The organism is Noviherbaspirillum malthae, from assembly GCF_015352985.1.
Lineage (GTDB): Bacteria > Pseudomonadota > Gammaproteobacteria > Burkholderiales > Burkholderiaceae_D > Noviherbaspirillum > Noviherbaspirillum malthae.
The window spans coordinates 20,748-33,354 of record NZ_JACYXF010000005.1; the positions used below are offsets into that span (position 1 = coordinate 20,748).

Genomic DNA, 12,607 nt, shown 5'->3' on the forward strand with positions numbered 1-12,607 from the left:
ATGAGAATGTCTAGGCACGTGCCTGACTGTCTTGCATTGGATAAAACCAGAAAACTGGTGCCCTTGACGTGGATTGAACACGTGGCCTCTCCCTTACCAAGGGAGTGCTCTACCACTGAGCTACAAGGGCTTTCAGGATCGTTCGAGAATTCGCAAAGCAAAATTCCCCGAAGATCTTTATTGTCCGTATTGGCATACGTCCAATTCAAAAACTGGAGCGGGTGAAGGGAATCGAACCCTCGTCATAAGCTTGGAAGGCTTCAGCTCTACCATTGAGCTACACCCGCAAGGACCTTCAACTTCAGCCGCACTTCATTTCTACTGCAATTCCCGCGGTACCACTGGTGGAGGGGGCTGGATTCGAACCAGCGTACTCGTAAGAGGGCAGATTTACAGTCTGCTGCCATTAACCACTCGGCCACCCCTCCGTCGGGGAACCCCAAACTATAGGCTAATCACCCACCCTCGTCAACTCCAAAATCTGTTTGGCGAGTAATTTTTCGTCTAGACGAAAAATTCCGTGGCGGTTCTGTCATGAGGAGCCGCGTTTTGCGTTATCGATTTGCTCACAATTCTAGAATCGGGTTTCGCGGGCTGCGCTGAGAAAGTCGTCGAGGATCGGTGTGCAGTCGAGCAGTTCGGAACTGCCGCCGCGATGAAATTCCGGGTGCCACTGCAGTCCCATGACAAAGCGTGCGCGCCGGTAGCGGATGGCTTCGACGATGTTGTCCTTGCCGGATACGGCTTCGACTACCAGGTCTTTTCCAAGGTCTTTCACTGCCTGGTGATGAATCGAATTGACCAGTGCATCCGGACGGGATGAAAACAGCCTGCCCAGCGCCGAACCCTGCGGGAAGTGGATCATGTGGTAGTGGCTGTCGTAAAGATCGTTGACATGCTCGATGGCGGCGGGAACGTCGGAGGCGATGTCCTGGTAAAGCGTGCCGCCGAAAGCGACGTTGATCAACTGACAGCCCCGGCAAATGCCGAGCACGGGCTTTCCCGCCTCGACGAATTCATGAAGCAGTTCAAGCTCGTACATGTCGCGGGCGCGGTCCCCGCTCCACTCGGGCCTGGTTGCCACTTCCGCATAGGTCTGCGGCGAGACATCGGCGCCGCCTTGCAGCACAAGTCCGTCAAGGTGCTTGGCATAGTCCCGCAGACGGATATTGCTGGGATGAAGCAAGCCGGATGCATTGACGGTGGGAATCATGAAAACAAGTACGTTGCGCGACATGACCCAGTGTGCGATCGACTCCTCAAGGTACTGCAAGGTCTTGCTTTTCAAGCCTTTGGCACCGGCTTCCGGATGAAAGATGCGCGCCGAGATGCCGATTTTCAGAGTTCGGTGCGTAATACGGCGGAAGAACCGGTCGGACAGCGAGCGCATGCGTGCGCCGAACAACCGTTGTGCCTGCGCCCAAGGCTGCTCGTTTCGCCGCATATTGTCATTGTAGGAAGAGGTGCGGTCACCGCTGTCGCTGTTGCGCAGGGAAGAAGGCTGGTCATGTGCCGCGATGCCCGCGGCGTCGGTTTCAGGCTTGATTTCGTCTGACATAGAAAATGAAAGCTGGTGAACGGCTGTTGGCGGACCGCTGCTTCGTATTGCGAAGCGGTTTTTTCAGAAAAATGTTTCTGACATGAACGGATTTGACCGGTTCAATTCCGCTGATCAATTGCGGGATAAAATGGGATTTTGCCTGACATCGATGCAGGGTTGCAAAATGGTCAAGATTTATCACAATCCGCGATGTTCCAAGTCCCGGGAAGCGCTAGCGGTGGTGGAGCAGTACTGCCAGCGGCACGGAATGCCTCTGGAAATCATCAAATATCTGGAAAATTCCCCCACGAAAGGGGAGCTTGCTCTTCTGCTTGAGCAACTGGGCACGCCGCCGGAGGCGATGGTGCGCCAGGGCGAAGACGAGTACAAGGCCATGGGCCTCTCGCCGGCTGACAGCAAGGACAAGGTGCTGGATGCAATTGCGGCCTGCCCCAAACTGCTGCAGCGGCCGATCGTGGTTTATCGGGAAAAGGCTCTTATTGCGCGTCCGCCGGAACTGCTGCACGACTTCTTGCGGTAAAGGCGCGGCAGCGTCTCATACCAGTCCCAAGGTGTAACGTGTCAGATGAGATCGGTGGATTTTTTCGTCAGGCAAGGCCGAGGTGGCAACTCGGGAATACATAGCGGGGCTATGGACGACGAGCACAACGCGGGCAGGCGAAAAAAGACGCGATCTCATGGCATAGTATGCCTTGGGATTGGTATTACTCCATGCCGACCGGTCGGATCCCGTATTTTTTCATGATGGACTGATACAGCTCCTTGAGCGGAACCAGCCGGGGATTGCTCGGGTCGAGCCGCCGGGCCGATTCGATATACCCGCGCGCCTGATCGCCAAGTCTGTTGTCCCAACCCAGGTTTTCCAGGTACTTTAGAACGGCGACGGCGGCGTTGAAGACGACTTGCGGGTTCTCCGGCAATTTGCGCACGGCCGCGGTCATCAATTCCACCGCGCCCTCGAAATCGCCCTGCTTTGCCTTCTCCGCCCCCGAGGAAACCAGCTCAACCACCTGGCGCCGGCTTTCCTTGACGACCGTCTCGGCCAGCTGCATCTTGCCGGTCTGTTCGAACACTTTCATGGCCTTGGCAAAGGCGGTTTCGTCGGACGCATTGCTCATGACATCGCGCATCACTTCGGACGCGCCCTTGTCCATATTGCGTTCCAGGCAATTTCTTGCCAGTTCCATCTTCATGTCATTGGAAATGCCGTGCGTGTCGCGGCATGCGGTGACCGCCGCGGTCAATGCGTCGGATGCCTGGTCGGAATTGCCGAGCTCGATATGCACCAGGGCTGCGGAAAACGCCTTGCAGGCCGGCGTCTTGTCGAGATTGCTCAGGGATTTCTCCATGTCCCGGATGACCGATGCGGCAGTCTGGGTATCGCCTTTTTTCACCAGGGTCCGCACCAGGCGGACATGGTCTTCGGGATCGCGGAATTCGGAATACTTGGCCTTGGAGATGACTTTCTGGAATGATTTTTCCGCGGTATCGATGTCGCCGACTTCAAGCGCTACGTCACCCAGCTTGCGCAGGCGGCGCACGGCATGGGGCGATACGCTGACGGCATCGGCCAGCACACCCTTTGCCTCATCCAGGTTGTTGGCCGCTTCATGGGTCTTGGCCAGCCAGTCGTAGGCATCCATGTACTTGCTGTTTTCCTCGACCAGCGACTTGAGCAGCATTTCCGCCTCGCCGAACTTGTTCTGCATGAACAGGGTCTTCGCAAGGCCCAGACGCGCCCAGGCGACAGCCTTGGTCGTGAGCAGGTCCTGGTATATCTTTTCCGCCGCTTCGGCTTCGCCGAGGATGACATGCAATTCGGCCCGCAGGCGCATGAAGTCGACCGCATAGCGGCGGTATTTTTCTTCGCCGAGCAGGCAGATCTCGATAGCTTCGTGCAGGTTGCCGTGCTCCATCAGGTGATACGCAGGCAGGAATGCGGCGCGTTTCTCGATGGCGCGGGCGATGCGCTCAAGCAGGGTGTCGGCCGTGAACGGCTTGAGGATGTAGTCCGTGGGCGCCAGTTCGGCCGCGCTCACGACTTTTTCGTAGGCGCGTTCGGCGGTCACGATGATGAAGACGGTCCACAGCGGAATCAGCTTGTTGTGCCGCAGGTCTTCCAGCAGCTGCTGGCCGTCCTGGCCGTCGCCGAGATCATATTCGCAGAGAATGAGGTCGTAGGAACGGTTCTTGAGCGGCCTGATCGCCGTTCCCGAGCTGACCGCATGGTCGATTTTCGTGACGCCGCAGAGATTCAGCATGTTGTGCATGCTGGCGCGCATGCCGGACTGCGGCTCGATGATCAATGCGGTCAAACTTCGAAGCGAGGTCATTCTCTGGGACTTCCATGCATCGCAAGTTGTTCTGGGAAGAAGGCCGGCCAACGCATGCAGCGCGCGAATCGGCGCGGATACGGCAAATGCCGGGCAGCAGCGCCTCAGGCGCCAGTACGCCAAAATACCATTGTCACCAGGAAAAGAAAACCGGAAATAGCCGGCGAACCCGCGGTCAATTGTCTGGAAGCCGGTTTCCGTCCAATGGCGCTGTCATGGCCGGGCGCATACGCCATGCGGCCAGCACTGCTGCAGCGCAAAGGAATGCCACCAGCAGGAAGGTTTCATGAAAAGCGGGTATCTGCGCGTTCTGCTGACCCGGCGGCGCGGCCTGGTGCACCAGGAGCCGCCATTGCAGCACGATGCCGACCAGGCTGACGCCGATGGCGCCGCCCAGCTGGCGCAGGAAATTGATGGTGCTGGCGCCCTGCGCGATCATTGCGGACTCGATGCCGCGCATGGCGCCCAAGCTGAGGGCGGGCAGAACGAATCCTAGCCCGATGCGGCCGACGATGGCCCACAGGACGAGGGCGAAGTAGCTGGACGCCGTCGAACCGGCGGCCATCAGCACAAAGGACAGCGCCAGCAGGACCAGGCCAATGGACACCAGCACATGAGGGGGAAAACGGTCCGCCAGCTTTCCGGCCAGGATGATGGTGACCGCCAGCACCATGCCGGCCGGCAGGAGAACGAGTCCGGCCTGCGACGGCGCATAATGCAGGGCCATCTGCATGTACACCGGCAGCAGGTAGGTCGAGCCGAACAATCCGGCGCCATAGATGAAGGCCACCAGCGCGCCCATGGCGAACTGGCGATGCCGGAACAGGCTCATGTTGATCAGTCCGTTCGAGGTGTTGACCTGATAGTAGACAAAGCCTGCCACGGCGCCGATGCCGATCGACAGCATGGCCAGAGCCTGGGTCAGGCTGTCGTGCAGGTGCACCAGGCCGTTCAGCAGACTGGTCACGCCCACGCTGGCCAGCACCAAGCCTTTCCAGTCGAGCGGACGGCGTTCGCCCATCATCGGCGAGTTCACTGCAAGCAGGCGCTGCACCAGAAACAGCACCAGCAGGCAGAACGGCACGACGACGAAAAAGATGGAACGCCAGCCGAAATGCTCCACCAGAAAGCCGCCCACGCTCGGCCCGAGCGCCGGCGCCAGCACCACGCCGAAGCCGAACAGGCCCATGGCCTTGCCCTGCTCGTGCTGCTCGAAGGCGCGCAGCACGACGATGGAGGGAATGGGCTGAAGGACGCCGGCGGCCAGTCCCTCCGCCACGCGCATGGACAGCAGCATCGGGTAATTCACGCTGAAACCGCCGATGATGCCGCCGGCCAGCAGCAGCAGGATGGCGCCGCTGTAGGTGCGGCGCAGCCCGAAGCGCAGCAGCAGCCAGGGCGTGGTCAGCATCGACAGCGTCATGGCCAGCATGAAGCCGGCCGACACCCACTGCGCGCGTTCCTGGCCCAGCGTGAAATGCCGGCTCAGGTCCGGCACGGCCACATTGACGATGGTCGACGATAGGATCGACGCCATGGTGCCGATCATCACGGTCATCAGCACCAGCCATTTGTAGCGCTGCCCATAGCGCTGCCGCAGTTGTTCCAGGGTTGGTTGCATTGAGGGGTGGGAGGGTGGTAACAGCCGGATAGTATATGGGTTTGCCAACCCGGCCGTTTGCCGGCGGGCAAAGACATGCTCATGCGCACGTCCCATGCAGCCATCCGCGCAACAGAGGTATTGCAACCGTATCAGCAGAAAATGCAGGTGTAGCTGACGATCTCGGCGATGAGAAAAACGATGAACGACCAGACCACGGTCGAGCCGAAGGGCAGGCACATGACCACGCCGCGCAGGCGGAAGCGGATGTCCGCCGGCAGCCGCCCGACCCGCAGCCTGTCGAGGAAAGGCAGCAACGGATAGAAGACCAGCAAGGCGATGAAGATGGCGGCGACCCAGCGAATCATGAGCGGAACCCCATCAAAACAGGCGGGCCAAGACCACGAAACCCAGCGACAGCAGGATGGTGGAGGCGAAAGGCAGCAGGATCTTGCGGCCGAACAGGGTGAAACGGATGTCGCCGGGCAGGCGGCCGATGCCCAGCTTTTCCAGCCACGGCAGCGCCGCCGAAAAGACGATGAGGCCGAGGAAAATGGTCAGGATCCATCGAATCATTCGCGACCTCGCGGGTTAGAGGGCGGGTTGGACATTGCGGCGGTGGCGGACATGGCAAGCCCGTCAGAGCCGATGGCTGCGGTCATGGCGGGCGAACCTGCCGGGCAGGGCCGCTCCCCTGCCGACCGCCAGCACCTTGAACAGTTCACCCATTTCGGCCGGCGATACCAGCTTCTGCAAGGCATTGGCCTGAGGCAGGTAGCGCTGCGCGTCGTCCGGCGGCGTGCGCAGCAGCAGGTCGCCGATCCCGGCATCGAGCAGGAAGGCGGCCTGGCCGGTATAGGACATCATCTCCAGGCCGCTGTCGACGGCGGCCTGCGCCATTGCGGTGAAATCGACATGGGCGGTAATGTCCTGCAGACCCGGCAGGTAGAAAGGATCGGGATGCGCGTGATGCCGGTAATGGCACATCAGCGTGCCCTGGCTGCGCTGCGGATGGTAATACTCGTGCGCGGGAAAACCGTAGTCGATCAGGATGGCGGCGCCTGCGTTTCCGTCCCGGGCGAGCATGGCGCCCAGCGAATGCATGAAGCCGACAGCCTGCGCGTGCACCTCGGTGACATACCCCTCCGGCAAGGCGCCGGCTTCCGGAATCTGGCGCGCAAGATCGTTGCTGCAGGGCTGGTCGCGGAATACGAACTTGTTACTCTCATCCAGCGCAACACCGCGCTCCAGCCAGCCGCCGGCGGTCTTGACCACCAGGTTGACCGGCATCGCATCGAGAACCTCGTTGCCGAAAACGACACCCGAAAATGCCTCGGGCAGACTGTCGAGCCAGACGACTTGCGGAAAGGCGCGCAGCGTTTCCTGCTGCCTGGCGCGCAGCTCGCCTGACAATTCGACTATCGCATAGCGCTCCACGGCAACGCCCATGGCCTGCATTTCGGTCAGCATGTCGAAGGCCAGCTTGCCGGTGCCGGCGCCGAATTCGAGAATCTGCGGCCGGGTCTGCGCCATCAGGCCGGCCGCGACCTGCGCCAATGCGGCGCCGAAAAGCGGCGTGATTTCGGGTGCGGTTGTAAAATCACCGTCTTTGCCCAGTTTCGCCGCGCCGCCGCTGTAATAGCCGAGCCCGGGCGCATACAGCGCCAGTTCCATGTAGCGGGCGAAGGAAATCCAGCCGGAATTGCGGTCAATGTCGTCGGCAATCAGCCGGTGCAGTGAATGCGACGCGGCCAGGGCGTCGGGAGAAGGTGCGGGGAGTTGCAGTTGCATGCCCCGTATTGTATTGAAATCTGGTTTGAAAACGGCGCGGCACGCGGAAATTAATCCATGCCGGCGCTTCCCGGCCGAAAATTCGAACGCATCGACCGCCATCCCGGATAACCGACTGATCAAATAATCGACAACAGACATGACGATGACAACAGGAAACGACAAGGTCGCCAACGCCGCGAAAGTGGCTCTGGTCACCGGCGCGGCCAAGCGCATCGGCCGTGAGATCGCGCTGGAGATGGCCCGGCGCGGCTGGGACATCGCCATCCACTTCGGCACGTCGGAACGGGAAGCCGAGGCGACCGTGCGCGACGTCGAGGCGATCGGACGGCGCGCCGCCGCGTTTCAATGCGACCTGGCCGACGAAGAGGCCGTCCGGAAACTGCTGCCGCAGGCGGCGGCGCGGCTGGGACAGGTGTCGTGCGTTGTCAACAATGCCTCGCTGTTCGCCTTCGACGACGCGGCCACGTTTTCCCAAGCCACCCTGGACCGGCACATGCATGCCAATCTTGCCGCCCCCATCCTGCTGGCGCAGACCTTGCACGAGATGACGCCCGAAGGCGGACAGTCCGTCGTCATCAATATCCTGGACCAGAAACTGTTCAACCTGAACCCCGATTTCCTGTCCTATACCCTGTCGAAGGCATCGCTGCAGACGGCCACAGTGATGCTGGCCCAGACGCTGGCGCCGAAGCTGCGCGTCGTCGGCGTGGCGCCGGGCATTACATTGGTGTCGGGCGAGCAGTCGCAGGACGGCTTTGCCAAGGCGCACAAGGTCACGCCGCTGGGCCGCTCCAGCACGACCGAGGATATCGCCTCCACCGTTTGCTTTGTTGCCGAGTCGCCGGCGATCACCGGCACCACGCTGGTCGTCGACGGCGGCCAGCATTTGATTCCCCTTCAGCGCGATGTGATGTTCATCGCCAAATAACCGTTCATACCTATGCTTTCCACTCTTTCGCATCCCAGCCTTGCCGACTGCCGCCGCCTGTTCCTGCGCAACTATGAAGTCATGATCAATATCGGCGTCCATGAATTTGAAAAGAAAGGCGAGCAGCGCGTGCTGGTCAATGTCGATCTCTTCATTCCGTTGGCGGAATCCACGCCCAAGGGCGACCACCTGGATGAAGTGGTGGATTACGACTTCATGCGCGACACGATCGCCAAGCGCATGGCGCAGGGCCATATTCATCTGCAGGAAACCCTGTGCGACGACGTCGCGCGCGCCATGCTGACCCATCCCAAGGTGCGGGCGGTGCGGGTGTCGACCGAGAAGCCGGATGTCTATCCCGACTGCGACAGCGTCGGCGTGGAAGTCATTCACATCAAGCAATAAGGATGGAACGGAACATGAACGACGTCCTGCATGACGATGCCGCGATCAGCGCGAAGAAGGCGGAAAAGCTCGCCTATGAAAACAACAAGCTGCACAAGCGCCTGTGCCGGCAGGTAGGCCAGGCGATCGGCGACTTCAACATGATCGAGGAAGGCGACAAGGTGATGGTCTGCCTGTCGGGCGGCAAGGACAGCTACGGCCTGCTCGACATCCTGCTGACATTGCGCGAGCGGGCGCCCATCCATTTCGACATCATTGCCGTCAACCTCGACCAGAAACAGCCGAATTTCCCGGCGCATGTGCTGCCGGAATACCTGACCAAGATCGGCGTACCCTTCCATATCGAAAACCAGGACACCTACAGCATCGTCAAGCGCGTGATCCCGGAAGGCAAGACCACCTGCTCGCTCTGCTCGCGCCTGCGGCGCGGCATTCTCTACCGGGTCGCCGATGAACTCGGCGCGACCAAGATCGCGCTCGGCCACCATCGCGACGACATCCTCGAGACCTTCTTCCTCAACATGTTCTTCGGCGCCAAGCTCAAGGGCATGCCGCCCAAGCTGCAGTCGGACGACGGCAAGCACATCGTGATCAGGCCGCTGGCGTATGTGAAGGAAGCCGACATGGAGCGTTATGCCGAGGTCAAGCAATTCCCCATCATCCCCTGCGACCTGTGCGGCAGCCAGGAAAACCTGCAGCGCAAGCAGATCAAGGCGATGCTGCGGGAGTGGGAAAGGAAGCATCCCGGCCGCGTGGAGAACACCTTCTCCGCATTGTCGACCGTGGTGCCTTCGCACTTGATGGACCGCGACCTGTTCGGCTTCTCCGGCCTGCAGGCCACCGGAGAATCGGTGCCCAACGGCGATATCGCCTTCGATGAGGAGCCCTGCTCCACCGGCGTCAATGTGGTGAAGTTTTCCGGGCTGGACGACTAAGCAGGCAAGTTCGCAGCCGGCACCCTGGACGGGGCCGGCTGCGGCGCTTTATCCTTTTGTCTTCATTTCGCCGCGAGCGCGCGGCAGTCATCGATCCATTTCTGCAGCCGCTCGCGGGCATGCTCGCGCTGCTCCTGCGTGGCGACATTGGCAATGACAGCCACCATGTTCGCCGAACCGTTGCGCATGCCGTCGAAGAAGTCCTTGTGCTCGGCATAGGTGAAGTTGTCGAAGCTCCGCTCGACATACTGGCGCAGCATGGCCGACACCGCCTCCTTTGACGGCTTGTCGGACTGGATCTTGCGCAGGATGCGCAGCAGTTCCTGCTGGCGCTGGCGCCGCTCTTCCGCCCACAGTTCATTGTCCAGAGGCCGCGCATCGGACGCCTTGCGGATCTGCGCCTCCTGTTCGGAAGTGAAATTGCCGAACCAGTATTCGGCCTGCTTCAGCACTTTCTTGAAACGGAAGAGTTGACGGTCCTCAAGGTTACCCTTCAGGTACTCTTTACGATAAGCCTCGTTGTTGGAGGCGAATTTCTTTTCCAGATGGGCAATCTGTTCAGGCTGCAGATCCATCGCAAGACGGGTCAACTCCGGCAGGGCCTTGTCGATGAAGACCAGGGAGCGTTTCTTGATGCCGGCGTAATCCTGCATTACATCATCCGGCTTGACCGGATGATGCAGGCGCTGCTGTACCTGTTCGAGGTATTGCGCATAGTCGCCAAGCTGCGTCTTGCGGTGCCAGGTGAACAGGCGTTCTATATCCTGCCTGACCCAGGGCTTCTGCTCCTCATTGATGTCGATATAGGAATTGAGCCACCAGTAGGTTACGGTATCGCCGTTGGCATAGCCCAGCCGCAGCGCGCTGCAGCCGGCCAGCACGCAGGCGAACAGGAAAATGCCGTATCGGAGCACAAGGGCACGATAGGGCTGCATGATAAACTTTTGCATTATTTTCATTGGTGTTCTATGAACGTTGTCATCCTCGCCGCCGGCATGGGAAAGCGCATGCAATCCGCGTTGCCGAAGGTTCTGCACCCTCTCGCGGGCAAACCGCTTCTGTCCCATGTCATCGATACCGCGCGCACGCTTTCGCCGAGCTCGCTCTGCATCATCTACGGCCACGGCGGCGATGTCGTGCCGCAGGCGGTGCAGGCGCCGGACGTCAGTTTCGCCAAGCAGGAACCGCAGCTGGGAACAGGCCATGCGGTGATGCAGGCGGTGCCGCATCTGCGCGACGATGTGCCGACGCTGGTGCTCTACGGCGACGTTCCGCTGACGACCGGGGAATCGCTTCGGCAATTGTTGGACAGTGCCGGCAGCAATAAGTTGGCGATACTCACTGTCGAGCTCGAAGACCCGACCGGCTACGGCCGCATCGTCCGGGAAAACGGCAAGATCGTCGGCATCGTCGAACAGAAAGATGCAACCGAAGAGCAGCGGGCAATCACGGAAGTCAACACCGGCATCATGGTGGTGCCGACCGCGAAACTGAAATCCTGGCTAAGCACGCTGTCGAACAACAATGCCCAGAAGGAATACTACCTGACCGATATCGTCGCCCGCGCCGTGGCCGACGATGTGGAAGTGGTATCGGCCCATCCCGCTGCCGTCTGGGAAACCTTGGGCGTCAACAGCAAGGTCCAGCTTGCCGAACTGGAACGCATCCACCAGCGCAACCTCGCCAATGCGCTGCTGGAGCAGGGCGTCACGCTGGCGGATCCGGCACGCATCGATGTGCGCGGCGAACTGCGCTGCGGACGCGACGTCACCATCGACGTGGGTTGCGTGTTCGAAGGCAAGGTGGAAATCGAGGACGGCGCCATCATCGGCGCCCACAGCGTGATCCGCAATGCGCGCATCGGCAAGGGCGCGCAGATCAAGCCGTTCTGCCATATCGAGGATGCGGTGGTGGGCGCCGCTTCGCAGATCGGCCCCTACGCCCGGCTGCGTCCCGGCACGGAACTGGCCGAGGATGTCCATATCGGCAACTTCGTCGAGGTGAAGAACAGCCAGATCGCGGCGCACAGCAAGGCCAATCACCTGGCCTATGTGGGCGATGCCACCGTGGGGTCCCGCGTCAATATCGGCGCCGGCACCATCACCTGCAACTATGACGGCGCCAACAAGTTCCGCACCATCATCGAGGACGATGCCTTCATCGGCAGCGATACCCAGCTGGTTGCTCCGGTGCGCGTCGGCAAGGGCGCCACCCTGGGCGCCGGCACGACGCTGACCAAGGATGCGCCGGAAGGCAAGCTGACCGTGTCGCGGCCCAAGCAGCTGACGATCGAAAACTGGCAGCGCCCGGTCAAGGTCAAGAAGTAAGCTTTCCTTTCTCCGATGTATCCATGACGATCCGCCATCTCATTCACGGGATGGCGGATCGTCTGCGTTTGAAGCCCTCACCACGTTCCCGGCACTTTCCCGCCGCGTCAAACGGCGATGCGCGTCTCGAACTTGCTGCGGTGAACCGAAAAGAAACTGCGAACGTTGCGCACATTCGCATGGCCGGCAAACACCCGATGCGCCAGCGCATGGTAGGCCTGCATGTCGGCCACCTGGACGATCAGCACGAAGTCGGGTCCCTGCGAAACCCGGTAGCATTGCTGGACTTCTTCTTCCCTGGCGACAAGCGCCTCGAATTCAGCCAGATATTCCGCTCCCTGCCGTTCGAGCGTGATTTCAACGATGGCGGTCAGGGTCTTGCCGACGGTGTCCGGCGCCAGAATGGCCACCTGCCGCTGGATCACGCCTGCCTCAATCAAACGCTTGACTCGCCGCAAGCATGTTGGCGGCGAAGCATGCACACTTGCTGCAAGGTCATTATTTGTCTGTGCGGCATTCATTTGAAGCGCGTTCAGAATGCGCCTGTCCAGATCGTCCAGTTCAATTGACATATAAAAATTTTAAAATCCTGTGATAGGTGAAATTATATTTCACATATATCAATCATTGAAATAAAAATTCACATTCAGCTAAATTTAGACTGCTTATTTCACCCTCAGTCTTCTACGATAACACCGTCACCATCATCACCAAGGGAGCAAGT

General features: G+C 60.2%; 13 protein-coding genes and 3 tRNA genes. 5 read left to right on the top strand and 11 right to left on the bottom strand.

The annotated features are described in order from the left end of the window. Window positions 1-55: 55 nt before the first annotated feature. From IGW03_RS09755 to IGW03_RS09770, 4 genes are all read right to left on the bottom strand, one after another. Window positions 56-130: transfer RNA gene (locus IGW03_RS09755), tRNA-Thr, on the bottom strand. 83 nt (window positions 131-213) lie between these two features. After that, window positions 214-287 (bottom strand) — tRNA-Gly (locus tag IGW03_RS09760). Window positions 288-342: 55 nt separating this feature from the next. Next, window positions 343-428, bottom strand: a tRNA-Tyr gene (locus tag IGW03_RS09765). Between the two features lie 146 nt (window positions 429-574). Beyond that, window positions 575-1,558 carry a gamma-glutamyl-gamma-aminobutyrate hydrolase family protein gene (locus IGW03_RS09770; RefSeq protein WP_194722366.1) on the bottom strand — a complete coding sequence of 328 codons (984 nt, stop codon included), beginning with the start codon at window positions 1,556-1,558 and terminating at the stop codon, window positions 575-577. Between the two features lie 166 nt (window positions 1,559-1,724). Between IGW03_RS09770 and arsC the strand changes: the two genes are divergently transcribed. Beyond that, window positions 1,725-2,081 carry an arsenate reductase (glutaredoxin) gene (gene arsC, locus IGW03_RS09775; protein ID WP_194722579.1) on the top strand — a complete coding sequence of 119 codons (357 nt, stop codon included), beginning with the start codon at window positions 1,725-1,727 and terminating at the stop codon, window positions 2,079-2,081. 184 nt (window positions 2,082-2,265) lie between these two features. On the opposite strand, the gene IGW03_RS09780 is transcribed toward arsC, so the two are convergent. The 5 genes from IGW03_RS09780 to IGW03_RS09800 all read right to left on the bottom strand — a co-directional run bounded on the left by IGW03_RS09780 (window position 2,266) and on the right by IGW03_RS09800 (window position 7,285). Continuing rightward, window positions 2,266-3,894 carry a tetratricopeptide repeat-containing response regulator gene (locus IGW03_RS09780; protein WP_194722367.1) on the bottom strand — a complete coding sequence of 543 codons (1,629 nt, stop codon included), beginning with the start codon at window positions 3,892-3,894 and terminating at the stop codon, window positions 2,266-2,268. 175 nt (window positions 3,895-4,069) lie between these two features. Continuing rightward, entirely contained in the window at window positions 4,070-5,515 is a 1,446-nt protein-coding gene (locus IGW03_RS09785) for a DHA2 family efflux MFS transporter permease subunit (protein WP_194722368.1), read from the bottom strand. Between the two features lie 131 nt (window positions 5,516-5,646). Next, a complete protein-coding gene (locus IGW03_RS09790) occupies window positions 5,647-5,862 on the bottom strand; it encodes a DUF2905 domain-containing protein (protein WP_194722369.1) in 216 nt (71 codons plus the stop codon). A 13-nt stretch (window positions 5,863-5,875) separates the two neighbouring features. Continuing rightward, the gene (locus IGW03_RS09795) at window positions 5,876-6,070 is read right to left on the bottom strand and encodes a DUF2905 domain-containing protein (protein ID WP_194722370.1); all 195 of its coding nucleotides are present in this window, start codon (window positions 6,068-6,070) and stop codon (window positions 5,876-5,878) included. A 63-nt stretch (window positions 6,071-6,133) separates the two neighbouring features. Then, complete coding sequence (locus IGW03_RS09800) at window positions 6,134-7,285, bottom strand: class I SAM-dependent methyltransferase (RefSeq protein ID WP_194722371.1); 1,152 nt, start codon at window positions 7,283-7,285, stop codon at window positions 6,134-6,136. Between the two features lie 145 nt (window positions 7,286-7,430). On the opposite strand from IGW03_RS09800, the gene IGW03_RS09805 reads away from it, so the two are divergent. From IGW03_RS09805 to ttcA, 3 genes are read left to right on the top strand one after another with little or no spacing between them, the layout of a single operon-like run. After that, the gene (locus tag IGW03_RS09805; RefSeq protein WP_194722580.1) at window positions 7,431-8,216 is read left to right on the top strand and encodes an SDR family oxidoreductase; all 786 of its coding nucleotides are present in this window, start codon (window positions 7,431-7,433) and stop codon (window positions 8,214-8,216) included. A gap of 12 nt (window positions 8,217-8,228) precedes the next feature. Beyond that, window positions 8,229-8,621: a dihydroneopterin aldolase gene (locus IGW03_RS09810; protein ID WP_194722372.1), complete on the top strand. Its 393-nt coding sequence runs from the start codon at window positions 8,229-8,231 to the stop codon at window positions 8,619-8,621. A gap of 14 nt (window positions 8,622-8,635) precedes the next feature. Beyond that, window positions 8,636-9,556, top strand: a complete 921-nt coding sequence (gene ttcA, locus IGW03_RS09815; protein WP_228535302.1) for a tRNA 2-thiocytidine(32) synthetase TtcA — start codon at window positions 8,636-8,638, stop codon at window positions 9,554-9,556. A gap of 62 nt (window positions 9,557-9,618) precedes the next feature. On the opposite strand, the gene IGW03_RS09820 is transcribed toward ttcA, so the two are convergent. After that, a complete protein-coding gene (locus IGW03_RS09820) occupies window positions 9,619-10,506 on the bottom strand; it encodes a DUF6279 family lipoprotein (RefSeq protein ID WP_228535304.1) in 888 nt (295 codons plus the stop codon). A gap of 18 nt (window positions 10,507-10,524) precedes the next feature. On the opposite strand from IGW03_RS09820, the gene glmU reads away from it, so the two are divergent. After that, window positions 10,525-11,883 carry a bifunctional UDP-N-acetylglucosamine diphosphorylase/glucosamine-1-phosphate N-acetyltransferase GlmU gene (gene glmU / locus IGW03_RS09825; protein WP_194722374.1) on the top strand — a complete coding sequence of 453 codons (1,359 nt, stop codon included), beginning with the start codon at window positions 10,525-10,527 and terminating at the stop codon, window positions 11,881-11,883. A 107-nt stretch (window positions 11,884-11,990) separates the two neighbouring features. On the opposite strand, the gene IGW03_RS09830 is transcribed toward glmU, so the two are convergent. After that, the gene (locus IGW03_RS09830; protein ID WP_194722375.1) at window positions 11,991-12,455 is read right to left on the bottom strand and encodes an Lrp/AsnC family transcriptional regulator; all 465 of its coding nucleotides are present in this window, start codon (window positions 12,453-12,455) and stop codon (window positions 11,991-11,993) included. Window positions 12,456-12,607: the final 152 nt, after the last annotated feature.

Excerpts from the sequence above, each read along its gene's own strand:
- ttcA (WP_228535302.1), top strand. The coding sequence starts at position 8,636 with ATGAACGACGTCCTGCATGACGATGCCGCGATCAGCGCGAAGAAGGCG.
- glmU (WP_194722374.1), top strand. The coding sequence starts at position 10,525 with ATGAACGTTGTCATCCTCGCCGCCGGCATGGGAAAGCGCATGCAATCC.
- IGW03_RS09830 (WP_194722375.1), bottom strand. The coding sequence starts at position 12,455 with ATGTCAATTGAACTGGACGATCTGGACAGGCGCATTCTGAACGCGCTT.
- IGW03_RS09800 (WP_194722371.1), bottom strand. The coding sequence starts at position 7,285 with ATGCAACTGCAACTCCCCGCACCTTCTCCCGACGCCCTGGCCGCGTCG.
- IGW03_RS09805 (WP_194722580.1), top strand. The coding sequence starts at position 7,431 with ATGACAACAGGAAACGACAAGGTCGCCAACGCCGCGAAAGTGGCTCTG.
- IGW03_RS09770 (WP_194722366.1), bottom strand. The coding sequence starts at position 1,558 with ATGTCAGACGAAATCAAGCCTGAAACCGACGCCGCGGGCATCGCGGCA.
- IGW03_RS09820 (WP_228535304.1), bottom strand. The coding sequence starts at position 10,506 with ATGCAAAAGTTTATCATGCAGCCCTATCGTGCCCTTGTGCTCCGATAC.
- IGW03_RS09795 (WP_194722370.1), bottom strand. The coding sequence starts at position 6,070 with ATGATTCGATGGATCCTGACCATTTTCCTCGGCCTCATCGTCTTTTCG.
- IGW03_RS09780 (WP_194722367.1), bottom strand. The coding sequence starts at position 3,894 with ATGACCTCGCTTCGAAGTTTGACCGCATTGATCATCGAGCCGCAGTCC.
- arsC (WP_194722579.1), top strand. The coding sequence starts at position 1,725 with ATGGTCAAGATTTATCACAATCCGCGATGTTCCAAGTCCCGGGAAGCG.
- IGW03_RS09790 (WP_194722369.1), bottom strand. The coding sequence starts at position 5,862 with ATGATTCGCTGGGTCGCCGCCATCTTCATCGCCTTGCTGGTCTTCTAT.
- IGW03_RS09810 (WP_194722372.1), top strand. The coding sequence starts at position 8,229 with ATGCTTTCCACTCTTTCGCATCCCAGCCTTGCCGACTGCCGCCGCCTG.
- IGW03_RS09785 (WP_194722368.1), bottom strand. The coding sequence starts at position 5,515 with ATGCAACCAACCCTGGAACAACTGCGGCAGCGCTATGGGCAGCGCTAC.